General features: G+C 40.5%; 21 protein-coding genes. 5 read left to right on the top strand and 16 right to left on the bottom strand.

The window, feature by feature from the left end:
• Window positions 1-10: 10 nt before the first annotated feature.
• From DS031_RS15105 to DS031_RS15090, 4 genes are all read right to left on the bottom strand, one after another.
• Window positions 11-1153, bottom strand: a complete 1143-nt coding sequence (locus DS031_RS15105; protein ID WP_113806910.1) for an acyl-CoA dehydrogenase — start codon at window positions 1151-1153, stop codon at window positions 11-13.
• Between the two features lie 15 nt (window positions 1154-1168).
• Window positions 1169-2029 (bottom strand): 3-hydroxybutyryl-CoA dehydrogenase, encoded by an 861-nt coding sequence (locus DS031_RS15100; protein ID WP_113806909.1) that lies wholly within the window; start codon window positions 2027-2029, stop codon window positions 1169-1171.
• Between the two features lie 12 nt (window positions 2030-2041).
• Window positions 2042-3217, bottom strand: a complete 1176-nt coding sequence (locus DS031_RS15095) for an acetyl-CoA C-acetyltransferase (protein ID WP_113806908.1) — start codon at window positions 3215-3217, stop codon at window positions 2042-2044.
• 302 nt (window positions 3218-3519) lie between these two features.
• Entirely contained in the window at window positions 3520-5613 is a 2094-nt protein-coding gene (locus DS031_RS15090; protein ID WP_113806907.1) for a (Fe-S)-binding protein, read from the bottom strand.
• Window positions 5614-6002: 389 nt separating this feature from the next.
• Between DS031_RS15090 and cls the strand changes: the two genes are divergently transcribed.
• The gene (cls, locus tag DS031_RS15085; RefSeq protein WP_113806906.1) at window positions 6003-7196 is read left to right on the top strand and encodes a cardiolipin synthase; all 1194 of its coding nucleotides are present in this window, start codon (window positions 6003-6005) and stop codon (window positions 7194-7196) included.
• A 141-nt stretch (window positions 7197-7337) separates the two neighbouring features.
• Window positions 7338-8297 carry a UV DNA damage repair endonuclease UvsE gene (uvsE, locus tag DS031_RS15080; RefSeq protein WP_113806905.1) on the top strand — a complete coding sequence of 320 codons (960 nt, stop codon included), beginning with the start codon at window positions 7338-7340 and terminating at the stop codon, window positions 8295-8297.
• Here the strand turns inward: uvsE and DS031_RS15075 are convergent.
• A complete protein-coding gene (locus DS031_RS15075) occupies window positions 8281-8457 on the bottom strand; it encodes a XapX domain-containing protein (protein ID WP_113806904.1) in 177 nt (58 codons plus the stop codon). The two genes, uvsE and DS031_RS15075, sit on opposite strands and share 17 nt — an antisense overlap.
• A 207-nt stretch (window positions 8458-8664) precedes the next feature.
• Window positions 8665-9429: a 3D domain-containing protein gene (locus DS031_RS15070; protein WP_113806903.1), complete on the bottom strand. Its 765-nt coding sequence runs from the start codon at window positions 9427-9429 to the stop codon at window positions 8665-8667.
• 251 nt (window positions 9430-9680) lie between these two features.
• Here DS031_RS15070 and DS031_RS15065 point away from each other — a divergent pair, with 251 nt between their 5' ends.
• A complete protein-coding gene (locus DS031_RS15065; protein WP_113806902.1) occupies window positions 9681-10766 on the top strand; it encodes a GerAB/ArcD/ProY family transporter in 1086 nt (361 codons plus the stop codon).
• 828 nt (window positions 10767-11594) lie between these two features.
• Here DS031_RS15065 and argS read toward each other — a convergent pair.
• From argS to DS031_RS15050, 3 genes are all read right to left on the bottom strand, one after another.
• Window positions 11595-13265, bottom strand: coding sequence for an arginine--tRNA ligase (argS, locus tag DS031_RS15060; protein ID WP_113806901.1), 1671 nt, complete (start codon window positions 13263-13265; stop codon window positions 11595-11597).
• A 2-nt stretch (window positions 13266-13267) separates the two neighbouring features.
• Window positions 13268-13705 carry a YwiB family protein gene (locus DS031_RS15055; protein ID WP_113806900.1) on the bottom strand — a complete coding sequence of 146 codons (438 nt, stop codon included), beginning with the start codon at window positions 13703-13705 and terminating at the stop codon, window positions 13268-13270.
• A 121-nt stretch (window positions 13706-13826) separates the two neighbouring features.
• Window positions 13827-14357 (bottom strand): GNAT family N-acetyltransferase, encoded by a 531-nt coding sequence (locus DS031_RS15050; protein WP_113806899.1) that lies wholly within the window; start codon window positions 14355-14357, stop codon window positions 13827-13829.
• Window positions 14358-14701: 344 nt separating this feature from the next.
• Between DS031_RS15050 and chrA the strand changes: the two genes are divergently transcribed.
• Window positions 14702-15883, top strand: a complete 1182-nt coding sequence (gene chrA / locus DS031_RS15045; RefSeq protein WP_245947461.1) for a chromate efflux transporter — start codon at window positions 14702-14704, stop codon at window positions 15881-15883.
• Window positions 15884-16001: 118 nt separating this feature from the next.
• Here the strand turns inward: chrA and speB are convergent, their stop codons facing one another.
• Together speB and speE are read right to left on the bottom strand one after the other, a co-directional pair.
• Window positions 16002-16874, bottom strand: coding sequence for an agmatinase (gene speB, locus DS031_RS15040; protein ID WP_113806897.1), 873 nt, complete (start codon window positions 16872-16874; stop codon window positions 16002-16004).
• A gap of 13 nt (window positions 16875-16887) precedes the next feature.
• The gene (gene speE / locus DS031_RS15035; RefSeq protein WP_113806896.1) at window positions 16888-17715 is read right to left on the bottom strand and encodes a polyamine aminopropyltransferase; all 828 of its coding nucleotides are present in this window, start codon (window positions 17713-17715) and stop codon (window positions 16888-16890) included.
• A 209-nt stretch (window positions 17716-17924) separates the two neighbouring features.
• On the opposite strand from speE, the gene DS031_RS15030 reads away from it, so the two are divergent.
• Window positions 17925-19979, top strand: coding sequence for a transglycosylase domain-containing protein (locus DS031_RS15030; protein WP_425451974.1), 2055 nt, complete (start codon window positions 17925-17927; stop codon window positions 19977-19979).
• A 36-nt stretch (window positions 19980-20015) separates the two neighbouring features.
• On the opposite strand, the gene hemY is transcribed toward DS031_RS15030, so the two are convergent.
• The 5 genes from hemY to DS031_RS15005 all read right to left on the bottom strand — a co-directional run bounded on the left by hemY (window position 20016) and on the right by DS031_RS15005 (window position 25983).
• Window positions 20016-21431: a protoporphyrinogen oxidase gene (hemY, locus tag DS031_RS15025; RefSeq protein ID WP_113806895.1), complete on the bottom strand. Its 1416-nt coding sequence runs from the start codon at window positions 21429-21431 to the stop codon at window positions 20016-20018.
• Between the two features lie 52 nt (window positions 21432-21483).
• A complete protein-coding gene (locus tag DS031_RS15020) occupies window positions 21484-22662 on the bottom strand; it encodes an MFS transporter (protein WP_113806894.1) in 1179 nt (392 codons plus the stop codon).
• Window positions 22663-22786: 124 nt separating this feature from the next.
• A complete protein-coding gene (locus DS031_RS15015) occupies window positions 22787-24085 on the bottom strand; it encodes an MFS transporter (RefSeq protein WP_113806893.1) in 1299 nt (432 codons plus the stop codon).
• Window positions 24086-24698: 613 nt separating this feature from the next.
• The gene (locus tag DS031_RS15010; protein ID WP_113806892.1) at window positions 24699-25229 is read right to left on the bottom strand and encodes a hemerythrin domain-containing protein; all 531 of its coding nucleotides are present in this window, start codon (window positions 25227-25229) and stop codon (window positions 24699-24701) included.
• 31 nt (window positions 25230-25260) lie between these two features.
• On the bottom strand, window positions 25261-25983 hold the full coding sequence (locus tag DS031_RS15005) for a YwiC-like family protein (RefSeq protein WP_113806891.1): 723 nt from the start codon (window positions 25981-25983) through the stop codon (window positions 25261-25263).
• Window positions 25984-26587 lie beyond the last annotated feature (604 nt).

Raw genomic sequence — 26587 nt, 5'->3', positions numbered from 1 at the left:
CGGCCCCTTTCTAGGATCTCAGCAGCATATTGCTGATTACCATATGCTGAATTTCACTCGTTCCTTCATAAATTTCGCACACTTTTGCATCGCGAAAATAACGTTCAACCGGATAGTCTTTCGTATAGCCGTAACCACCAAAAATTTGTACCGCTTCAATCGCCGCTTTCATCGCTGTTTTTGACGCATAAAGCTTTGCCATAGAGGCTTTCTTTTTACACGGCTTTCCTTCTGCAATAAGGGAAGCCGCTTGATAGACTAATAGTTTTGCTGCTTCAATAGATGCCGCCATATCGGCAAGCTTAAAGGCAATTCCCTGCTGATACGCAATCGCTTTACCGAACTGCTTGCGGCTTTTCGCATAATTTAGGGCATGAAGATAAGCGCCTTCTGCAATGCCAAGTGACTGTGCCGCAATGCCAACACGTCCTTTATCTAAGTTGCTGAGCGCAATTTTAAAGCCTTCCCCTTCTTTTCCAAGTAAGTTTTCATCGGGTACTTTCGCATTTTCAAAAATACATGCAAGGGTATTGGAGCCGTTTAACCCCATCTTTTTCTCTTTTTTACCGAATGTAAAGCCTGCTGTGCCTTTTTCAACGATAAAGGCGGAAATGCCATTTTTACCGCTTTCAGCACTTGTACGAGCAAACACAATATACGTATCGGCAGCGAGTCCGTTTGTAATAAAAACTTTTGTGCCGTTTAAAAAATAGAAACTGCCTTTTTTCTCAGCCCGCATCTTAAGACTCGCCGCGTCAGAGCCCGCTTCAGGTTCTGTTAAAGCAAAGGCACTGAGAAACTCACCAGAAGCAAGCTTTGGAATATAGTGATTTTTCTGCTTCTCTGATCCAAAATAAAGAATCGGATTTGTGCCGACTGATGTGTGGACACTTAAAATGACCCCAACTGCGGCGCTTACTTTTGAAATTTCATGAACCGCTAAAATATAGGACACAAAATCCATCCCCGCCCCGCCGTATTTTTCAGGGATTGGAATGCCTAAAAACCCGAGTGCAGCCATTTTTTTTACAAGCGCAAACGGAAATTCATCGGTTTCTTCCATGCTGGCGACAGCAGGAGCAATTTCAGCCTCCGCAAAATCACGCACCATTTTTCGTAGCATTTCCTGTTCTTTCGTAAACGAGAGTTTCATACTGCTCTCCCCCTGTTAAGTCATGATGTTATATTCGTAAAAGCCTTTCCCAGTCTTTTTGCCAAGCCAGCCTGCTTTTACATATTTACGAAGAAGCGGACACGGTCTGTATTTATCATCACCAAAGCCTGCATGAAGTGTTTCCATAATCGATAAGCACGTATCAAGACCGATAAAATCTGCAAGCGTAATCGGTCCCATCGGATGATTCATGCCAAGCTTCATCACATCATCAATCGCTTCAGGAGAGGCGACCCCTTCATAAACAGCATAAATCGCTTCATTAATCATCGGCATTAAAATACGGTTTGACACAAAGCCGGGGAAATCTTTTACTTCAACAGGCACTTTGTGTAATGTTTTCGTGACATCTTCAATCGCTTGATACACCTCGTCCTCTGTCGCAAGGCCGCGAATAATTTCAACAAGCTTCATGACCGGAACCGGGTTCATAAAATGCATGCCGATGACTTTTTCGGGACGTTTTGTGGCAGCAGCAATTTCTGTAATCGGTAAGGAAGATGTGTTTGTTGCTAAAATAACATTCTCAGGAGCGATTTTATCGAGATGATAAAACAGTTTGCATTTAATATCCATATTTTCAACAACCGCTTCGACAACAAGATCAACATCAGCAGCACTTGCTAAACGGGTTGATAATGAAAGCCGCTTTAAAACCGCTCTTTTTTCTGTTTCTGTGAGCCTTCCTTTCGCTGCTTGACGGTCAAGATTTTGTTTAATTTTCGTTAAGCTATTCTTTACAACCTCCCCCTGCAAATCATGAAGAATGACTTGATAACCAGACACAGCAAACACCTCTGCAATGCCTGAACCCATTTGACCTGCCCCAACAACCATTACCTTCTCTATTTTCATCGTTCCACCCCTTTAATTCACTTCAATCATGACTGCATCCCCCTGGCCGCCGCCTGAGCAAATCGCCGCAATGCCAACTCCTCCGCCGCGGCGCTTTAGTTCATGAGCAAGTGTTAACACAATTCGCGCCCCGCTTGCGCCAATCGGATGACCAAGCGCTACTGCACCGCCGTTTACATTTACTTTTTCAGGATCAAGATCAGCAATACTGCCGCTTACTAAACTAACGGCTGCAAAAGCTTCGTTTATTTCAAACAATGTGATGTCTTCTTTTCGCTTTCCTGTTTTTTGGAGAAGTTTATTAATAACAAGACCAGGTGTTTCTGGAAAACGCGCTGCTTCTACCGCAAGTGCGGTATGTGCAGCAATCGTCGCAAGAATTTCTTTTCCTTCCTGCCGTGCCCTCTCCTCACTCATAACCACGAGTGCCGCCGCGCCGTCATTTATGCCTGGTGCATTTCCTGCAGTAATCGTACCGTTTTCCGAGAACACTGATTTTAAGCTTGCCAGTTTTTCATAAGACGTGTCTGCTCTTGGTGATTCATCATCTTGAATGAGTATGATTTCTCCTTTTCTGCCTTTCACTTCAATTGGTACAATTTCCTCGCGAAGCTTTTCTTTTGCAGCCGCTGCACGCTCATGACTTCTAAGCGCCCATTCATCCTGAACTTTGCGGCTGATTCGATATTCTCTTGCCGTTTCATTTCCATACGTCCCCATATGTACGTTTTGAAACGCACATGTTAAACCGTCATGAATCATTAAATCTTCCACTTTACTATCACCCATTCTAAGACCAAAGCGCGCGTTTTTCAGAAGATATGGGGCACTGCTCATCGATTCCATCCCACCTACAGCAGTAATGTCAGCATCTCCTGCGCGAATAATTTGTTCAGCAAGCGTAATGCTCCTCATTCCTGAAGCACATACTTTATTAATCGTTTCGGTTGGCACTTCCCATGGAATTCCCGCAAACCTTGCCGCCTGCCGCGATGGAATTTGTCCCTGTCCACCTTGAAGCACCGAGCCAAGAATCACTTCATCTACTTCATCTGGAGACACTCCCGCGCGGTTTAGTGCTTCTTTTAAAGCAATTCCGCCAAGCTCTGCTGCACTAAAGCCGCTTAAACTTCCGCCAAACTTCCCAAATGGGGTCCGCACCCCACTTACGATCACTGCTTTTGTCATTTTCATTCTCCTTTTTATTCAAGTTGAGCCATTGCTCATTTAGAAAAACGGAAGCGCCTTGCTCACCCCCGACAAGCAAATGTTCTTGCGATGAAAAGGTGCTTTTTTCCTTTACGGCGCAAGGTTATTTGACTCGAGGGGGTAGGCGCTGAAGCTGGACAACCAGAAATGTGAAAGGCGCTTGGGTATCGGCGACAAGCATAAGGTAAGCTGACTGGAAGGCCGGTTTTTGCCTTCTGGACAGATTAACTTATGACCTCGAGCCGATAACGCCTGCAGCTGGACATCAAAACTTTCTTAATTTATTGAAAAAGGGACCGCTCTAAGATTTCCACAACATCAAATGTTTTTACACGATCTTCTACTTCTTTCGCTTTTGTTCCATCGCTCATCATCGTTAAACAATACGGACAGCCGCTTGAAATAACAGTTGGATTAACGGCAAGCGCCTGTTCCGTTCGGGCCACATTGACTCGTGTTCCTGTTTTTTCTTCAGTCCACATTAAGCCGCCGCCAGCTCCACAGCACATTCCGTTTTGACGATTTCGCTTCATTTCAATAAGCGTTACACCTGGAACCGCTTTTAAAATGGCTCTTGGCGGTTCATATACTTCGTTGTAGCGCCCGAGATAACAAGAATCATGATACGTAATCGTTTCATTCACTTCATATTTCGGCTTTATCTTTCCTTCATCAAGCCACTGCGCGAGAAGCTCTGTATGATGATACACCTCAATATCAAGGCCAAATTCTTTGTATTCATTTTTAAAGGTGTTATAAGCATGAGGATCAATCGTAATCATTTTTTTGATGTTATGCTTTTTAAAAAGTTCCACATTTTTAGACGCTAAGTCTTGAAATAAAAATTCATTGCCTACACGTCTTGCGGTATCGCCGGAATTTTTTTCTTTGTTTCCAAAAATCGCAAATGAAAGGCCGGCTTCATTCATAATTTTTGCAAGCGACAGCGCGATTTTTTGACTGCGGTTATCATAAGAACCCATTGAACCAACCCAAAACAAATACTCGAACGTTTTTTCTTCTTTCTCCATTTCTTTTACGGTTGGAATGACAAGTTCGGCACTCGCTTCTCGCCAGTTTTCACGCTCTTTTTTACTAAGTCCCCACGGATTTCCTTGGCGCTCAATATTAGTTATTGCCCGCTGCACGTCAGCATCGAGCTTTCCTTCTGTTAAAACAAGATAGCGCCTTAAATCAATAATTTTATCAACATGTTCATTCATTACCGGACATTGATCTTCACAGTTGCGGCACGTTGTACACGCCCAAATTTCTTCTTCTGTAATCACATTGCCGATAATTTCATCCGCGACAAGACCGCTTAGTGCAGCAGCGGTTTCACCTTTATTTTGTTTTGATTGAAAGGCAAGCTGATTTCCTGTTGTTCTGCTAAAAGCGGCGGCAGGAACCCACGGTGTCCTCGACGTAATCGCGGCTCCCTTATCTGTTAAATGGTCGCGAAGCTTTACAATTAAATCCATTGGGGAAAGCATTTTTCCTGTCCCAGAAGCCGGACAGACATTTGTACAGCGGCCGCACTCCACACACGCATACAAATCAAGAAGCTGTTTTTGATTAAAATCTTCAATTTTGTTTACACCGAATACTTCTTTTGTTTCATCTTCAAAATCAATCGTTGAAAGCTTGCCAACAGGCTCTGTGCGGCCAAGATAAACGTTAACAGGTGCGGCAATGAGATGGGCATGTTTTCCTTGAGGAACATAAACGAGAAAGGCAAGAAGAGCAATCAGGTGAATCCACCATGAGATGTAAAAAAGAACGCCTGCTGCGGTTGGACTAAGAAAGCTAAACAACCAAGCAATGCTTGAGGCGACCGGTGCTGTCCAGTGCAGCTCAAGATTATGCCAAAGCATCTCCATCCCATTTCCGAATAAAACAGACAGCATAAGAACGGCAATAAAATAATAAACAAGTCCGGCAAAAACCGTTCTCTTTAAACGTTCAAGCTTTTCAATGTAGCGGCGGTAAAACGCCCATATAACAGCAACTAAAATAAACAAGGTTACGATTTCTTGAAAAAAGGTAAAACCAGAGTAGAAGGGACCAAATGGAAGGTGGGTGTTCGGAACAAGACCTTTTACGATCATATCAACTGCACCAAACTGAACGAGGATAAATCCGTAAAAAAAGAGCACATGAATGATGCCGCTTTTTTTATCTTTTAAAAGCTTTTTTTGACCAAAGACATTCACTAAAACAGCAGAAATTCGCTCTTTCAGCGTTGAATAAAAATTGGCTTTTTTGCCAAGCTTAATAAATTCATAACGCGACTTTACCACATAACTAAACAAATAAAGCGCATAACCAAGTACGAGAAGAAAAGCAATCCAATTCATAAGCAGGAGAACATTCACTGTAAAACCCCTCTCTTTTATAGTTTCAAGCCATGTAAAAGAGGAAAGATGATTAAATTGAATTAATTTTCTGAATTTATTATATCACAAAAGAAACGCTGAATGAACACTCACTCACCTTCATTTTCCTAATTTTTATCGTTTCGGGCATACTAAGAAAAGCGGAGGGCGCCTGCTTATCGGCGACAAGCATAAGGAAAGCTGGCTGGAAGGCCGGGTTTTGTCTTCTGGACAGATTACCTTATGACCTCGAGCCGATGGCGCCCGAAGCTGGACAAATAGAAAAGCGGAAGCGCCTTGCTTATCGGCGACAAGCACAGAACAAACTTATATGAAGCTCGATCCAACCTTTATCATTTTTAAATAATTTCATAAAAAGGAGCATCGATATGCTGACATGGAGCATCATCGCCATTATTTTCCTTACAGCTTGGATTACAGCTGACTTTTATTTTGGTAAAAAACAGCACCAAAGAACGACAAAACAAACAGTTTTTCCTGAGCGTCATAGTACAGTACACTTTTTTGCAGATGGAGATGATTTTTTTAAAGCCTTTCTTCGAGATATTACAGATGCTGAGCATCATATTCACGTTCTTTTTTATATTTTTAGAGAAGATACCCTCGGGCATCGTGTTATTGAGCATCTTGCAAAAAAAGTAAAACAAGGTGTCTCCGTTCGCCTGCTCGTTGATTATATCGGCAGTCACGGCTTATCAAAAAAGACGATTCAACATATTAAAAAGCTTGGAATTGAGTTTTCCTATTCTAATAAACCGAAGCTTCCATTTTTATTCTATACATTAAATCAGTGCAACCACCGGAAAATCACCGTTATTGACGGCAAAATCGGCTATATGGGCGGCTTTAATGTTGGTGATGAATATTTAGGCAAAGATGCCGCTCTTGGTGATTGGCGTGATTATCATCTTCGTCTCACCGAAGAAGGTGTAAAGGACTTACAAGTGCAGTTTGCTGAAGATTGGGAGCGAGCGACACATCAAAAATTGACTCATCCCTCCTTTTATCCGACACTTTCTAAAGGAAGTACCTCACTGCAAATTATTCCAACAAACGGCATGAACGGGGATCATGTTTTTTTAAAATTAATACAGCAGGCGAAACAATCAATTTTAATCGGTTCACCTTATTTTATTCCGGGAAAAGCCATTCAAGAAGCATTAATTGAGAAAGTAAAAAGCGGGGTAGCGGTAAAACTTTTACTTCCGATGAAATCTGATCATATCCTCGTTCAAGAAGCAGCGTTTCCATATTTTCAGCCGCTTCTTTATGCCGGCGTTGAAATTTACCGCTTTTATCAAGGCTTTTATCATTCAAAAGTATGTATGATTGATAACGAAATCTGTGATATCGGAACCGCCAATTTTGATCAGCGTAGTTTTCATATCAATTTTGAAGTAAACTGCATCATTCGTGATAAACGCGTCATTAACACCGTCTCAAAAGCAGTTGAATGGGATATTTATCGCTCTGAAAAGCTTACATTGGATGCCTATGAAAACCGGCCGCTTCTGCACCGCAGCAAAGAACAAGTCGCTCTCCTCATGTCCAAATTATTATAGAAATGCGGAAGCGCCTTGCTTACCCCCGACAAGCAAATGTTCTGACGATGAAAAGGTGCTTTTTACCTTTACAGCGTAAGGTTATTTGACTCGAGGGGGTAGGCGCCTGAGGCTGGATATCAAAAGAAAGGAACGATCACTATGCTTGTTCGCTTTGGCTATGTTTCTCATGCCTTATCATTATGGGAAGCAAGCCCAGCCCGAAACGTTACATTTACACAGTGGAAAAAACTTACGAAAGAAGAACGAAAAGAAAAGCTTCACGGAGCGGCAGAACGAAATTTAAAAAGCACCATCCGCGCTCTTCATTATAATATTGCCCATGAAATTCCGCTCTACCGGATGTCGTCATCTCTTATTCCACTTGCAACGCATCCTGAGGTGATGTGGGATTATCGAACCCCGTTTCAAGAACTGTTTCAAGAAATTGGTGCGCTTGTCAAAAAGCACAACTTAAGAGTAAGCTTTCATCCGAGTCAGTTTACTTTGTTTACAAGCGACAAAACACATGTCACCGAAAATGCTGTAAAAGATATGACCTATCATTATGAAATGCTTGAAGCAATGGGACTAGAAAAAGAAGCGATTATTAACATTCACGTTGGCGGCGCGTATGGTGATAAAGAAAAGGCGATTGCACGGTTTTATAAAAATCTTGAAACACTTTCAAACGACATCCGAAAGCGTATGACGCTTGAAAATGATGATAAAACATATACAGCAGAAGAAACGCTTCACATCTGCGAAAAAACAAAGATTCCAATGGTATTTGATTATCATCATCATGAAGCCAATATAAGTGCTGTTTCCTATGAAGAGCTTTTACCGCGCATTTTTAACACTTGGGAAACAGTTGGATTAACGCCGAAAGTCCATCTTTCATCACCTAAATCAGAAAGCGCTTTTCGTCATCATGCTGAACATGTAAGCCTTGAATTTGCAATGCCATTTTTTGAAGCATTAAAAAAACGAGGTCAAAATATTGACGTCATGATTGAAGCAAAACAAAAAGACCGCGCCATGCTGCAGCTCGTGGAGGAGCTTGGCAAAAAGCGCGGTTTTACGAGAACAAAAGGCGGCATCATTACGGTGAAGAACTAAATAATGGTGCAAGCCATTGAAAAATTTGATAGCCGAGATAAACGCCGAAAATCCCCATAATTCCACTAAGTACCGGTGGAGCAGGAATTGGCAACTTTAAAAATGCAAAAATAAATCCAACAATTAAACCAGCAAGAAGTGCGAGTAAAATTTCTTTCATCTAAATTCCCCTTTCCACAACATTATGTTGTTTTCATTATTCCCGAACTTTTCAAGAAAAACTCGGGTTATTTAGAAAGATGAATCGCTTCTAAAGGCTGTCATGAAGCTTGCGGAAAATAGTAATCTTTGCAATAAATAAAAACGACTGCTCTCAACAGTAAAAAAAGAAGAGTCCTCTCCATGAGAGATTCTCTTCTTTTCTCGTTTAATTTAAAATTTGAACTTTTACTTCTTTAACGCCCCAATCAAAGGCTTGATCTTTTGTTGGGATGAACACATCGATTCGGTTTCCTTTAATCGCACCGCCCGTATCGGCTGCGATCGCATGACCGTAACCTTCTACATATACTTCTGATCCTAATGGAATCACATTTGGATCAACCGCAATCACTTTTTGATTTGGATTTGATCGTAAATCAACCCCTGTTGCAGTCACGCCGCTGCATCCCGTACAGTATGCTGTATAAGCAGTTGCTGTTACGGAAACTTCTTTTACAGCTGCTGCCGGTTTTTCTTGTGACGCCGGGGCTGGATTCGATGTTTTTTGAACAACATGTGTGCTTGCCTTTACTTGGGCTTGGGCACTACCGCTTCCATTTATATTTAATGAACGACCAGCGTAAATTAAGTCAGATGACAGACCATTCCACGCTTTTAAATCGCTCACTGATACTCCAAATTTTTGTGAAATACTCCACAAAGTATCGCCTGCTTTAATTTCATAAGTATTTGTATGATTAACTGCTGCTTTTCTGCTGCCTTCAGAAATTTCTAAATCTTGATTTGGATAAATGATGTTAGATGAAAGATTATTCCACGCTTTCACCTGATCGACTGTAGTAGAATGATTGTTGGCAATACTCCATAATGTATCGCCTGCTTTTACGCGATACGATTCTGCATAAGCTTCCCCCGCAAACCCCGTTGTTAATGTTGCTGCTGCTGTTAATGCTAGTACAGATTTTTTCAAGGTAATGCCTCCTTTTTTTCTTTACGAGACCCATTGTAACAATCCAATATAACAAGCCCATTACAATGAGAAGAAAAAGTGTGTAATGTATGTTACGTTTTGGGCGGGAAAAGGAGGGGTTATGTAATAAATGTAATATTTTATAAGTCATTCTTCCTACTAAACACTATGATTCATTAACAGTATACAAGCTTTCATTTAAGGAAAAAATAAATTCAATTACTATTCTCATAAAAAGGGATTTTGTTTAGATGAGTAAAATTAGCAAAACACAAATCTTTACCCTTATTGTTTTATTTGAGGTTGGAAGCACCACATTATTTGCAGTAGGAATTAAAGCAAAGCAAGATGCATGGCTCGCGATTTTGATTGCAATGGTAATAGGCTGGGGGATACTTTGGATGTACAACTTCATTCAACAAACATATCCAGATCAGCATTTAGGTAATATTTTAGTAACAGTATTGGGAAAAGGTCTGGGGAGTGTTTTAGTGTTTTTCTATGCTCTCTATTTTTTGGTAAACACCTCTTTTAACTTTTGGGAATTTGGCGAGGTGACAGTTCTTCTTGCTTTAAAAGAGACACCGCTCGAAGTTGTCCTTCTTGTAAGTTTGCTGTTAATGCTTTATGCTTCCTATCTTGGCATTGCCATCATCGCAAGAGCAAGCGAAATCTTCATTCCTTACTTTCTAAGTTTTATTGCACTTATTTTTTGTTTTGTTCTTTTATCAGGCGATGTCGAAACAGCGAGACTTCAGCCGGTATTAGAACATGGCATCATGCCTGTTATTCATGCAGCCATTCCAAAGGTTGTAAGTTTCCCTTTTGGTGAAGTGGTTGTATTTCTTTTTCTTTGGCATAATGTAAAAGAAAAAAAAGGACTGTTTAAAACATCGTTTGCTGCGATTACGATGTCAGGCATTATTTTAACATGTTCATTATTTTTAATTATTACAACACTAGGGCCAGAAAGTGCCGCACAGCGCACCGTTCCCCTGCGAAGAGTAACATCGATGATTAATATTGGAGATTTTATAAAAAATATTGACGCATTAGCACTTATGACCTTTTTTATTGGCGGTTTTTTTAAAATGACACTTAATTTCTATGCCTGTATCGTTTTAATTCAAACTTTATTTCCTATTAAAAAAATGAGATGGATTCTTTTCCCCTTAGGTATCTGTTTATTTGGATTCAGTCTCGCGATTTTCCCAAGCATCATCTTTCAACGCTGGCTTGGTGCTGAGGTTCACAGCACTTACGTTCACCCGCTTTTTCAAGTAATCATTCCAAGTCTTCTCCTGTTAGTGATTTGGATTAAGAAAATAAAGACTTAAAAAGTATCGGCTTCCACACAGTAAGGCAGATGCTTTTTTTACTTTTACCTCGAAATCACTAACTTCTGGTACCTCATATATGCTGTTGAATTCATTTAGTTTTCTTCTGCCCCTGCTTGAATCAAAAAACAACCATTCACCATTTTAATTTGCTGAAATTTAAATTTAAAATTTATGAAAAAAGGCGAAATTCATAGAAAAAGAGAGAAATAAAGAGATAAATACCTAAAAATAACCTAAATCTAAATTTTTCGAATATTTACAATATAAAAAGTATTAAGTATACTAAAATCAAGAAGTAACCAACAACCACTACATAGAAAGGAGTGAATCTCTTAACCGAAACATGGGAGAAAGAATTCCTAAAGAAAGAGGTTGGTTCCAGTGACATAACGATAGGCGAAATGTACAGAGCATCTCGTACATGGGATTTCATTTTAAGATCCAAACGAAAAGGTGGTGCCAATGACATAGCGGTAGCGAAGTGTACAAGCCTTATGTACACAGGATTTCATTTCAAAATCTAAACGAAAAGGTGGTGCCAATGACGTAGCGATAGGCGAAGTGTACAAGCCTTATGTACACGGGATTTCATTTCAAAATCTTAAACGAAAAGGTGGTGCCAATGACGTAGCGATAGGCGAAAGCGTGAAAGAAAACGCTGGGTATAAAAAAGAAAGAGCATCATTAAAAATCTTTTAATCAAAGCACAGTAAGAATTGTTTGAAAGAGAGTGAAAGGAGTATCTGTAATTAGGATGAGTGAAGAAATAGTATAAGCGCCCTTGTCAATTCTAATATGAATCGACGAGGGCGCTTATCGTTTGTCTTACATTTTTTCAGGTGCAGAAACACCGACAATTGCTAATGTATTTTGAATCACAATTTGTACAGCTTTCATTAATTTAAAACGTGCCTCACTTTTTGCTTTATCTTCAGGATCAAGCACACGCTCTGCATTATAAAAGCTGTGCAGAGCAGAAGCAAGCTCAAACGCATAGTTTGTAATACGGTGCGGTGAAAGCTTATCTGCCGCTTCAACGACCGCTTCAGGAAGCTCGCCAAGTTTCTTTAACAGCTCAATTTCTTTTTCAGAAGAAAGAAGAGATAAATCAGCTTCCGCGTCATAAGATAAGCCCATTTCTTCGCCTTGACGTAAAATGCTGCATACACGCGCATGCGCATATTGAACATAGTAAACAGGATTTTCATTTGAGCGAGAAACCGCTAAATCAATATCAAAATCTAAATGAGAATCAGAGCTTCTCATTGCAAAGAAGTAGCGCATTGCATCAAGGCCCACTTCTTCCATTAACTCACGCAGCGTAACAGCCTTCCCTGTTCGCTTACTCATTTTCATTTTTTCGCCGTCTTTAAACAAGTTTACCATTTGAATAATTTGTACTTCTAACTGCTCCGATGCATATCCTAATGCCTGCACCGCCGCTTTCATACGCGGAATATAGCCGTGGTGATCAGCACCCCAAATATTAATTAGCTTTTCAAAGCCGCGCTTAAATTTATCTTGGTGGTAGGCAATATCAGGTGTTAAATATGTGTAAGAACCGTCATTTTTAATAAGGACGCGGTCTTTATCATCGCCATATGTTGTCGAACGGAACCATGTCGCACCGTCTTCTTCATAAATTTCATTGCGTTCTTTTAATGTTTTTAACACGTCATCAATTTTACCAGACTCATAAAGAGAAGTTTCCGAATACCACACATCAAAGTTAACGCGGAATTCTTCTAAATCTTTTTGAAGTTTTGCAAGCTCACGTTTTAAACCGTAAGAACGGAAAAAGTCATAGCGTTCTTTTTCATCCATTGTCACAAACTTGTCACCATATTCTGCTGCTAGATCTTTTCCAAATTCAATAATATCAGCGCCATGATAGCCGTCTTCAGGCATGTCCCACTCTTTCCCTAATGCTTGGAAATAACGCGCTTCAACAGAAAGAGCAAGATTATGAATTTGGTTGCCGGCATCGTTAATGTAATATTCACGCGACACATCAAAGCCTGCTTTATCTAAAATATTGCAAAGCGTATCACCAACCGCCGCACCGCGGGCATGTCCTAAGTGAAGGCTTCCTGTTGGGTTTGCCGATACAAACTCAATTTGCACTTTTTTGTTTTCACCATGCGTTGACGTGCCGTATGCTTCGTTTTCATCTAGAATCGCTGGAATCAATTTTGTTAAATATGAATTATCCATGAAAAAGTTAATAAATCCAGGACCTGCTATTTCAATTTTTTCAATCGATCCTTTTTCTTTATCAAAGTTTGCAACAATATCCTCTGCAATCGCACGCGGTGCTTTTTTCGCAATACGCGCAAGCTGCATCGCCATGTTTGTCGCATAATCGCCATGTGTTTTTTCCTTTGGTGTTTCAAGGACAACATCAGGAATTTGTTCTTTTTCAGCAAGACCTGCTTTTATAACAGCTGAAACAACTTCTTCTTTTAAACGCTCCTTGACCTGCTCCACAATCGTCATCTTTAGTGTGCCCCTTTCATTTTCAATGTGACCGTATGTGTGCCAACATTGTGATCTTGTAATGTTAATTCATATGATAAGTCCACTTTGCCAAAATGTGTTTTTGGATTCCAGTGAAAGTTTATTTGCTTTGTTTTCGTCATCATCCCCATTGTACCGAGCGGACTTTGATAGACGCCTTCTGTTAGCTTTCCCTGCACAAAATGCTGCCGCATCGACACGGCGCCGCGGCGAATAATCGTAATATCATTATTTACTATTTTAACAGTATTGCTCACCTTGCCAACTTCTAATTCATCTTCATACATAATAAATGTTGCATCCGCTTTTTCATAGAGCGTCCCTTTTGCCTCTATGACACTCTTCTCTTTTCGTTTTCCATCTTTAATGACCGTCACAACCTCTAATACAATCGGTGTCGGCTGGGACTTTTCCTGCATAGTAAGCACTTCCTATCAATGAAAACTCGTTAACTCTCCTATTATAACGATTCTATTAAGCCGCTTCAATGGGGTGTTTTAATCCGTTCATATAAGCGGGGTTTGAATGCTCGTGAACAAATCAGTGAAAATGCCCTTTGGCGAAGTCAGCGTCCTCTACTCCGACCACTTTACTTCTTCTTTCTAACAGAAGCACATCAATCCACCTCCCATTTAACTTTCCAATTTGTTCACGTCTGCCAACAATTCGAAAACCGTGCTTTTGATGAAGGACAATGCTTGCTTCATTTCCTTCAAGAATTCCAGCCTGCAGTGTCCAATATGTATGTTTTTCTGAAAGCTGAATTAATTGATGCAGAAGGGCAGAGCCGACTCCTATTCCTTTATAATCAGCATCAACGTAGACGCTCACTTCCCCAACACCTCGATACACTTCCCGATGTGAAACAGGACTAACGGACGCCCAGCCAATGATTATATTCTCATCAGTGTGGGCCGCGACCGTACATTCAGCCTTCTTACTGCTGATCCATTTTTCCCAAGACGGTACTTTCGTTTCAAATGTTGCCTGCCCGCTTTCAATACCCTGTTTGTAAATATCACGAATACGGTGCCAGTCTTGTTCTTCGACTTTACGAAATAAAAGGTTCATTTCCTGCTCTCTCCCTCAGATTATATTTACAACCGCCCCTTATGTTTTTGGAAGAACTTTTTATGTATCACTTGTTTTTCTTTCCGTATTTATTCTTATTTAGAATGAAAGTATACAAAAATTCCACTTCTTTATCGAATCCTTTTTAGCTTTCCTCAATATTGGCCTCATATTAAAATCTAATTTATAAAACTATCTTGCCCTCCTCATATATATAAATAGGGGTAAATATCCTTTTGTTGAGACAAACCTCTTTTCATAATCCCTTTACATTGCCTTAACAAATATCCTATATACTTAAATGAGCGAAACAATTAACTAGAAAAAGAAAGGTGTACAGGAACGTGGAAAAAAAATCATTCAACCTAAAAACCTTATTAGAAATTTTACTGATTTCAACACGGCTTGGTCTTACTTCCTTTGGCGGTCCTGCTGCGCATTTAGGTTATTTCCGCAATGAATATATCGAAAAGCGAAAATGGCTTGATGATAGAAGTTATGCTGATTTAGTCGCGCTTTGTCAGTTTCTCCCCGGACCGGCGAGCAGTCAAGTTGGTATAGCAATCGGGATGCTTAGAGGCGGTATTTTAGGCGGGGTCATCTCATGGATCGGCTTTACGCTTCCATCTGTCGCTGCCCTTGTTTTATTTGCTTATTTTTATCAAACCTTTCATTTAGACGGTGCAGGCTGGATTCATGGCTTAAAAATTGTTGCCGTTGCCGTTGTCGCACAAGCTGTAGTCGGAATGGGTCAAAAATTAACACCTGATCTTCCGCGTATTACGATTGCTGTAATCTCGGCGATCTTCTTATTAGTATGGCCGACTGCGTTTGGACAAATCGTTTTAATTATCGCTTCCGGTATTGCAGGTGTGATTCTTTACAAAAAAGCAGAAACACCTGATGTACCTTCTTTGCATGTTTCCATTAGTCGTAAAATCGGCCTTACTGCATGGGGATTATTTTTTAGCTTGCTCATTATTCTCCCGCTTTTACGTCAAGTTATTGAAAATGAGCTGTTCGCTCTTTTTGATATTTTTTACCGCGTAGGTTCAATCGTATTTGGGGGCGGTCATGTTGTATTACCGCTTCTTGAGCGTGAAGTTGTCCCAACAAGCTTGATTTCAGCGGAAGCATTTTTAGCTGGATATGGAGCCGCTCAAGCTGTACCAGGGCCGCTCTTTACGTTTGCCGCTTATTTAGGAGCGATGATTAACAGCTGGCAGGGAGCGCTTATTGCAGTACTTGCGATTTTCTTCCCATCATTCCTGCTTATTATTGGCGCGCTGCCGTTTTGGAATACCGTAAGAAGCCATCCGCGCGTGCAGTCGGCCTTACTTGGCGTTAATGCGGCCGTTGTTGGAATTTTACTCGCCGCACTTTATAACCCTGTCTTTACGAGCGCTGTGAAAACACCTGTTGACTTCTCCCTTGCACTCGCAGCATTCACTCTCCTTGTTTATTGGAAGCTGCCTCCATGGGCTGTTGTTCTTGCCGCAGCAGGTGCGGGAAGCCTATTTTTATAAATATAAAAAACGAGCGTCTTTTGTACGCTCGTTTTTTATCTTTCACACCTCATTTTGTCCTCTCCAAATGGACAAATCAAGGGAAATGTCTTTTTGCGGGGTCTGACCCCTAAAAAAACTACTTCACCCATCCCAACAGCATCTCACGCACAAACTTGCTTGCCGCGATTTGTGTTTGTTCAGATGAATCATAAGCAGGAGCGACTTCAACTAAATCAGCGCCTACTACGTTAATATCAGAGTTTGAAATCATCGTAATCGCCTCAAGAAGTTCTTTTGATGTAATTCCGCCCGCTTCTGCTGTTCCTGTTCCAGGCGCGTGTGCTGGATCTAATACGTCAATATCAATTGTAACGTACACATTGCGTCCTGCAAGTGTTGGAAGTACTTCTTTTAACGGCTCTGCCACGTTAAACTTGTACATGTGCATGCCCGATTCTTTTGCGTATTGAAACTCTTCGCGCATCCCAGAACGAATTCCGAATGAGTATACATTTTCAGGTCCAATCAAGCCACAAATTTTTCGAACAGGGGTCGAGTGAGACAGCGGCTCGCCTTCATACTGCTCGCGAAGATCGGCATGTGCATCAATGTGAATCACAACAAGATCATCATATTTACGATGAAAAGCTTTAATAATTGGCCATGTCACCAGGTGCTCACCGCCAAGACCAAGCGGGAACTTTCCAGCATCAAGAAGCTTTTCAATATATTCTTCAATCATTTCAATGCTTCTTTGCGGATTTCCGAACGGAAGCGGAATATCGCCGGCATCAAAATAGGTCACTTCTTCTAAATGACGATCCGCATAGGGGCTGTATTCTTCAAGACCAAGTGATGCTTGGCGAATTCTTGCCGGACCAAAACGTGAACCAGGACGAAAGCTTACCGTCCAGTCCATCGGCATCCCGTAAATAACTGCATCGCTTTCTTCAAACGTTGGATTGCTTAAAATAAACACATTTCCTGAATAAGCTTCATCAAAACGCATTCCAGTCACTCCTTTACTTTACAAGATCCGCTACAAATTTAGGCAGCACAAAGCATGCTTTATGAAGCTCTTTTGTATAATACTTTGTATCAATGTCATGGAAACGTTCTTCAGAAACTTCTAATGGATCATGCTGTTTCGAACCGATTGTAAATGTCCACATGCCGCTTGGATAGGTTGGAATATTTGCTGTGTAAAGACGCGTAATTGGGAAAATTTCTTTTACGTCTTTGTTTACCTGCGTAATTAAATCCGCTTTAAACCAAGGGTTGTCTGTTTGCGCAACGAAAATACCGTCTTCTTTTAACGCTTTTGCGATTCCTGCATAAAAGCCTTTTGTAAATAAGTTTGCCGCAGGTCCAACAGGCTCAGTTGAATCAACCATAATGACGTCATACTCGTTTTCGCTTTTGGCGATATGCATAAAGCCGTCATCTACTTGTACATCAACACGCGGATTGTCTAACTCGCCAGCGATTTCCGGTAAATATTGTTTAGAATACTCGATTACTTTTCCATCAATTTCAACAAGTGTTGCTTTTTCAACAGAAGGGTGTTTTAACACTTCACGAATTACCCCACCGTCACCGCCGCCAACAACAAGAACATTTTTCGGGTTTGGATGTGTAAATAATGGTACATGCGCCACCATTTCATGATACACAAACTCATCTTTTTGCGTTGTCATCACCATGCCGTCTAAGACAAGCATGTTGCCGAACTCTTCTGTTTCAATCATATCAAGCTTTTGAAATTCTGTTTGTTCTGTATGATACGTGCGCTTAATTTTCGCTGTAATTCCAAAGCTTTCTGTTTGTTTTTCCGTAAACCATAATTCCATTTTTATCACTCCTAATTTTAATTTGCTCTTTATCTTCAAAGGCATTCTATTACCCTTTATAGCCTGTTCAATAAATACCAAACAAGAAAAGTATAGTAGAAGATATGAAAAAAGCAAAGAAAATTTTTCAGCATTACCAAACGTTCTCATGATGTTTAAAAATCCACAAATTTTTCCATACTAAACATGAGAGAATGTGGAGGTGAACGCTGTTGGAAATTAAATCGTATCCGATCAAAAACCCTTGGCTTCGCATCGGTCTAAGAATTGCATTTATTTTTGCAGTGTTAGGCTTTTTTATGCTTGGAAGTCTCCTTATGTACGTGAAACTCTCTGGACCTCCTCCACTTAGGGTAACACAAACAACTACATTTTATGGCTCCGATCAATCAATTATTGGCGAAAAGCATCAAAACGGCCAAAACCGTTATTGGGTCGGACTTGATGACATTTCTGAAAATGTGATTCATGCAACAATCGCAATTGAAGACCGGAAATTTTATGATCATAACGGATTTGACTTTAAACGAATTGCCGGTGCGATCATCGCTGACATTAAAGCAATGGCAAAAGTACAGGGTGCCAGTACGATCACCCAGCAGTATGCGCGGAATTTATATTTAGGTCATGATAAAACATGGAAGCGAAAAGCGGTCGAAGCGCTGTATACGATGAAGCTTGAAATGAATTATCCGAAAGATAAAATTTTAGAAGGTTATTTAAATACGATCTATTACGGACATGGCACTTACGGCATTGAAGCAGCCGCAAACTATTATTTTAATAAAACGGCGGCTGAATTAACACTCGCTGAAGCAAGCATTTTAGCCGGCATTCCAAAAGGTCCTGCTTATTATTCACCATATCTTAATCAGGAAAATGCCGAAAATCGCCAAGACATCATTTTAAGTTCAATGGAAAAAATGAATTTTATTACCGAAGCGGAAAAAAAAGATACTTTAAAAGAAACACTCACATTCGTTTCTCATGATCAACCGAAAGAAAAAGTCGCCCCCTATTTTCTAGATGAAGTAAAGAAAACAGTTGCACAGCAGTTAAACCTAGATCCTGAAGCAAGTGAAGCAGGCGGTTTAAACATTTATACAACACTCGATCCTGTTCTTCAGGAAAAAGCGGAAAAGTGGGTTGAAACGACCATTGGAAAAGAAAGCGAGCTTGAAGCGGCCCTTGTGGCAATCGATCCGAGAAACGGCGAAATTAAAGCATTAGTTGGTGGAAGAGATTATCAAAAAAGTCAGTATAACCGGGCTACACAAGCAAGAAGAGCGCCCGGCAGTACGTTTAAACCATTTTTATATTATGCGGCCTTACAAAAAGGCTTTACGCCATCTACACTGCTGCGGAGCGAGAAAACAACGTTTCGTTATAACGATGACAAAGAAACATATACACCGCATAATTACGGCAACCATTATGCCAATGACTTTATTACGCTCGCACAAGCATTGGCGTTATCTGATAATGTGTTTGCGGTCAAAACACATATGCTGCTCGGTTTAGATGAATTAATCAATACCGCAAAAGTATTTGGAATTAACAGTCCGCTTGCCGAGCTTCCTTCTCTTGCGCTTGGCACAAAGCCTGTTGGCATTCTTGAAATGACAAACGCATACAGTATATTTGCAAACGGCGGCTTTCAAGTTCCGCCATCTTTTGTAACAAAAGTAACTGATCATGTCGGTAATGTCCTTTACGAGCGGGAACTAACCCGTGAAAGAGTCATTGATAAAAAGAGTGCCTTTGTCATGACGCACCTGATGACAGGAATGTTTGATGAAAACTTAAACGATTATGCCGGCGTAACGGGCGCAAACATTAAAAACTTCCTTCACCGCCCTGCAGCTGGAAAATCTGGGACAACATCGATGGACAGCTGGATGATCGGCTTTACACCACAGCTTGTTACAGGCGTTTGGATTGGCTATGATCAAGGCAAAACATTAGATAATATGAGCGGAAAATACGCAAAGAAAATTTGGGCACAATTTATGGAAGATGCGCTTCAAGATAAACCTGCCGCTTCCTTCAAACCTCCAAAAGGGGTTGTCGGTGTAATGGTAAACCCTGATAACGGCCTGCTTGCCTCAGAAGGCTGTCCTGTACAGCGGCTTACTTATTATATAGAAGGCACAGAACCAACCGAATATTGTGAAGAACATATTCATGAAGAACCGCTCCCAGAAGAAAAGGCGCCGAAAAAAGAAAAAGGCTGGCTGAAGCGTTTACTACCGTGGTTTAATTAATTAGAAAAAGAAGCTGTTTCATTAAGGGAGACCCCATTAATGAAACAGCTTCTTTTGCTTTAAGTGTTCCAAAACATATTCTGCGGCCTGCTTACCCTGTGCAGAACAATCCCCAATACCAATACCATTATAAGAAGAACCAGCTAAAACAACGCCAGGCATTTCTTCTTTTAGCTTTTCTTTTACATCTGCGACCATGTTTTGATGACCAACACTGTACTGCGGCATCGCCTCATTCCAGCGAGTCACATAATAAAAAGCAGGACTTTTTCGAATTGGTATCACTTTCTTTAAATCTTTTAAAACTGCTTCGACAATTTTTTTGTCTGACTGCTGCACGATTTCTTCCTCACCGGGACGACCGACAAAGCAGCGCATCAGTACCTTTCCTTCTGGCGTGGTATGCGGCCATTTTTTATGTGTCCACGTACAAGCCGTGATATTATATTCACCCTTACTTGCAACGATAAATCCTGTACCGTCTTGATCAAGTGTGACGTCTGATTCTGAAAATCCGAGCGCAACATTCGCTACTGTTGCTGCTTTCATTTTCTTAATATTTCTCATAAAATCATATTGGTTAAGAAGGTTTCCAGACACATGATGCGGAGATGCCATCACAACCGCATCTGCTCTTAGTTTCTTCCCGTTTTCTAAATGAACATTATATTGTTTTCCTTCTTTTTGTATAGAGGCAGCGGCCGTATTAACTAAAATTTGCTGCGTTTTTAAAAGCTGTTCTTCTAACGCCTCAACAAGTGAAAACAGCCCCCTTTTCAATGTAAAAAATTGACCTTTGTCTTTTCCTGCTTGTTTAGAAGGACGGCTATGCTGCATCGCTAAAATTAAACTGCGGTGCTTTTTTTCAAGCTGCTGAAAATGTGGAAATGTCGCTGTTAAACTAAGCTCATCAATATCACTCGCATAAATGCCGGATAAAAGCGGCTCAATAAACGAATCCACAAGCTCATTTCCGAGCCGTCGGCGAAAAAAGCTGCCAACAGATTGATCGCCATTCACCTCAGCGCGAGGAATCACTAAATCACATGCAGCGCGCGCTTTCCCTTTTACCGATAACAAACGCGAGTGTACAAACGGCTTCATCTTCGTTGGAATTCCCATCATTGCACCCTCTGGAATCGGATAAAGCTCACTTCCCTTTAAAATATAAGCCTGCCCTGTTTCATTTGTAACAAGCTCTTTTTCAAGTCCCACTTCTTTAATAAGATCAACTGCACTTGTTTTCCGCTTTAAAAAAGAGTCCGGCCCTTTCTCAATTAAAAAGCCGTTATGAGAGATTGTTTGAATTTTTCCGCCCAGCTTTTCACCTGCTTCAACAAGCGAAATCATAAGCGGTAGATTTTTTTTCTCTGCTTCTTTTTGTAAGTAAAAGGCTGCTGACAGTCCTGTAATTCCGCCGCCGATTACGACAGCATGATCGTTCTCACTCATCACGTTCTTCCTTTCTAAATTGTCCAGCTTTTATTAAGAGGATCCTGCTCACTTAAAACCTTATATTCACCTGATTTGGCTGATGTTTGTTCGAATCAAATTTCCTTATATTAATAATTAAACAAAGAAGTGTAAACAGAGCGAGCAGTACAAAGCCGTAAGCATAACTTCCTGTTAGATCGCGAATCGCTCCAAGTACAATCGGCGGAAAAAATCCTCCGAGTCCTCCAGCTGCTCCGACAATCCCAGTGACAGCCCCAGTATTTCCTGGGGAAATTTCGGGTACGAGCTTAAATACTGCCCCATTTCCCGCCCCAACTAAAAAGGCAATGCTTAAGCAGCCAATACTAAATAATGGGAAATGATTAATTAAGAAGGCAAGTACGAAGGCGCATATGAAAATTCCGCTAAAAATAACTGTTAACAACCTTCCTGTCCGAAGCCGATCGGCAAGGTGGCCGCCAATTGGTCTAACAAGTGTCGCAATCACAACAAACCCGGCTGCACGAAGACCTGCATCGACTGCACTAATCGCAAATAAGTCCTGCATTAATGTTGGCAAATAAATGCTAAAAGCAACAAAACCGCCAAATGTTAAAAAGTAAAACAACGAAAGAATCCATGTTTCGTTAAATTTTAAAACAGACAGTGCTCCTTTAAATGTTTTACCTTCTTTTGGCTTTGGCAGCTCCTTTGTGCTAAACCAAAAAATAACCGCCATTATTCCTACAGTTGCCGCTACACTCCAAAATGCCCATGAAATGTTGTACATCGCCACAATCGTTGGAATCGCAAATCCAGCAATAGCCGTCCCGATATTCCCCATCCCCGTAATTCCTAATACAAGTCCTTGTTTATCAGAAGGGTACCATCTTGATACGTACGTAATCGCGATCGCAAACGTTGTCCCAGCCATTCCGATAAAAAGTGCCCAAACTAGAAGCATCTGATAGGAATTGGCAAATCCAGCACCAACCATTGGAAGTACTAAAAATAACATCGTCATCGTATACACTTTTCTTCCGCCAAGTCGATCAGTTAAAATCCCCATCGGTATCCGCATAATAGACCCTAACAGCACAGGTGCGGCAACAAGAAAACTTTTTTCAATAGTGGTTAAGCCGTACATCTCCTGCAGTGTTGAAGCCATTGGCGATATAATCGCCCATGCCGCAAACGCAGCGATCATTGCCAATGTGGAAAATACCAATGCAGATGTTTGTCCCCTCATTTTCAGTCCCCCTCTTTTTATTCATTTGGAGTATTTCTCCTTCCGTTACTATCTGCATCATAACGGAAGGACAAGCTGGGGATCTGTGACATAATTCACTTTAAAGCCAACTAATTTTAAACCGTTAACACTTTACAGCCGCATTTTTTCTAGCATAAAACACCCAACAAACAATTAAACTAATCACATAATAGCCGATAAATAAATAGAGCGCTAAGTTTGCCGCACCTGTTGTACTAATCGACCAGCCAAATACTTTCGGAATTAAGAATGCGCCGTATGCAGCAATCGCTGCCGTAAACCCAAGAACTGGCGGCGCCTGTTTTTCTGGGAAAATAAATGGAATCATGCGGAATGTTGAACCATTCGCAATCCCAGTTGTGAAAAATAACACAATAAACATCGTTAGAAAACCTGTAAAGTTATGAGCATTCAAGAAATAAACAACCCCAAATGTCGCACCAATCATGACAACGATATCCCAAAATGTAACGAGCGCACCACTTCCGACTTTATCAGAAATCCAACCACCAACCGGCCTTACTGCTGCCCCAACAAGTGGTCCTAAAAACGCAAGACCAATCGCATTTAACTCTGGAAATTCAGAACGAATTAATAATGGAAATGCTGCTGCGTAACCAATGAAAGAACCAAAGCACATTGTGTAAAGCCATGTCATAATCCATGTATGCTTGTTTTTAAAAATAACCGCTTGCTGTTTAAACGTTTGTTTTGTGCCTGGAAGGTTATCCATCCCAAACAGCGCTAAAAGAGTAACAACAGCAATTGGAATCACCCATACAAAAGCTGCATTTTGAATAAACACTTTTGTACCATCTGATAAAAACTGGCCCCCTCCTGTTAACATCCCAATTGAACCTAAACCAATCACAAGCGGTGTAATAAACTGCACCGCACTAACACCAAGGTTTCCAAGACCGGCATTTAATCCATTTGCTGTTCCTTTTGATTTTTTCGGAAAAAATGGGCTGATATTGGCCATAGATGAGGAGAAATTCCCTCCGCCGATCCCGCAAAGCGCCGCAAGGATGGCCATCGTCATAAAAGGGGTTTCCGTGTTTTGAACCGCAATTCCGATTCCGATTGCCGGAATTAATAATGCCCCTGTACTAATCACAGTCCAGTTCCGTCCGCCAACAATACCCGGCATAAACGTAAAAAAGATTCGAAAAGTCGCACCAATTAATCCAGGTAAAGCTGCAAGCGTAAACAGCTCACCTTCTGAAAAACGAAAGCCTACATCATTTAAATTAACAGCAACAACAGACCAAATTTGCCACACTGCAAATGATAAAAACAACGCTGATACGGAAATCCAAAGATTTCGATTGGCAACCTTTTTCCCTGTTTGTTCCCAAAACCGTGTATCTTCAGGATTCCACTTTCCTACTACTTGTGCCATATGTGAACAACCTCCATTCAGTTAAAACTCATTTTTAATTTGTTGTTACCTACATCATAAAAAATCAATGGAGCTGTTGATGTGATATTTTTCACACACATAACACTGTTCACGATTTGTTCAATAAATGGCAGATTTTCTCCGCTTTTTTCTTAACTTTCCTCCTTATCCTGTGAGTCATATCACATCTTTAAAATGAAAGGCTTGCTATACTGCTTGATAAGGAAATTTATTTTTATGAAAAGAAAATAAGTAAAAGGACGTTTTTGAGATGGGGTTACGAAAACACGCGGAATTTGAAAAACAAGATGATCTGTTACGAATGATTACAAAAAAGAAGATATCTATAAAAAAATTCGTTAGTCTGTGCAGCTGCTGCCAAAAATGCATCTACGCAAAAAATGGTGTTGTAAGCGGGACGAAATTACTAAACGAGAACTATATGTGCTTGTCTTGCGCTAACACATTAATTCATCAAAAGAAAATGATAACTGAACAAAGGCTGTCTCATTAGGATCTATTCCCAATGAGACAGCCTTTGTTCGTATCATCTGCTAAATAATGTACAAGCAGCCAATGATTACAAAGGCTGCTCAACTTAACTATATTCTCTTTAATTTAAGCATTTCGTACGCTCATACAACTTATGTTTTTGTAAATCGTTTAACCGATAATCAACAATTGAAAATAATCCATGCTCTTCTTGATATAAATGCTGCCGAAGCCAGTCAACCATCTGCCAACTTCGCCCAATAAATGCTTTTTGAAAGGTGACCTCTCTTTTTTTTGATAAAGAAAGAATTGTCCCTTCAAATATAAGATCATCAACCATCTGCTTCATAAGCCTATGCTCATTTTGCAAAAAATCTACTGGTTCATGAAAATCGATTTCTTCCGTAATAAATGAAAATAAGATGGCCTCTTCCGCATGAACGGCCTGCTTTAGTACTCTTGCAAAACGCTCAAGCTTTGTGATATAGGAAGAGAAATTGTCCGCACGCCCGCTTTCAATCTGTGCTAAACAACGCGCGAGTTCACAAAGATGTACTCTTACTCCTTGATGATACTCTAAATACGGTCTTAACGCATAAGATAATGACATGTTTTGCAGGCAATCATAACAAAGTGATTCACCTTTTTTCACAATCGTTCACCACCTTTCCAAATGATAAAAATTAATAAAGCCAAATCAGCATACCGATTAAAAAAAGAGCTGAATTTGTAAATTCAACGATAGCAATATGTTTTGGCGCCATCGGTTTTCCGTAACATACGATTGCACGAATTACGCTCGGAACATACGTCAAAGCTAATAGTGAGAACCCACTTATAAAAACAATAACAGGCAGTGCCCCATGATACCCCCAGGAAAGCCATTTAAATCGCGGGTTTTTCTTTTCGCGAATCATCGTTTTTACAAAAAAGACACTTCCCGTAAAAAACAAAATACAGGCACCCCAAATGACAAGCATTGTTTCATTCCATTCTCCGCTGCCGACAACATAACTCGCCGCTCCTCCTAAACATAACCCGATAATCGCACTCATATCGTTAAGAAAAGCTCGTTCCTTTCTCTTCTTCGCAAAAAATATGTTCATACCAAACAGCGGCAGTAAAATGAAACCAAACAACAAAAGCCGTGGATTATTAAGGAGTGGATAAACTAAAAACAATCCCGCTGTTCCTAAGTATTGAATCACCCATCTTAAATAGTCAGCACGCTTTTCCTTTTGCTTCAACGCTAAAATAAGTGGATGTGACGCAATATAAATAAACAACCACCCGATAAAAAGCGGCAGGTGTATCCACTTTGGCCCACCGACAATTACGCCAATTAAGTAAGGCAAACTTACCATTACCCACGCCCCGTGCTGTTTCGGGAGAAGAAGCTTCTTCATCTGTTTCACCTTCATTTTTAATAATTAACTTGCTGCTATTTGTATTATAAAAAATTGAAGGAACAGCTGTTGTGATAAACGTCACGTAGAACAAAAGAAATGCAAACAAAAAAGAAAGAGACTGACTCTAGTAAGTCAACCTCTACAACAATCTATCATTTTTGGAAAGAGTACCCCTTCCTCAAGGAATGTGAAGGACGATCGCCCAATAAGTAGGGAGGGGGTGAATTTCCATCATTTATTACGAACACAAGTACGTAATAAATGATATAATAATAGTTGTACATCCTTGTACATCCTTGTACATGCTCATTGAAAACTGAACATATAAGGTTGTAGCAGGAAAAGACGCTCTGCTGCGTAAAATGTTCAAGCCTAGAGAAACCGAAGATGCGTGATACATGACTAGCACAACGTGTGAAAATGTTGCAGTAGGCTTATTAAAAGAAGTCCCAAAGGCAAGACCGATGGGATAGAGGAGTTGGGCGTATTTAGACCGCCAATGTGTCAACTCCACTAACGTTAAGCGTTCAGAAATGTTCGATACGTTAGAAACCCCCACTTCAAATTTTCGCTAGAAAATTAAGTGGCGGGAGTATTCATA

This window comes from Bacillus taeanensis, assembly GCF_003318295.1.
In the GTDB taxonomy this organism is placed as follows: Bacteria; Bacillota; Bacilli; order Bacillales; family UBA6769; genus Maribacillus; species Maribacillus taeanensis.
The sequence above is the reverse complement of the archived record's forward strand: the minus strand, read 5'-3'. Positions and strand labels throughout refer to the sequence as shown.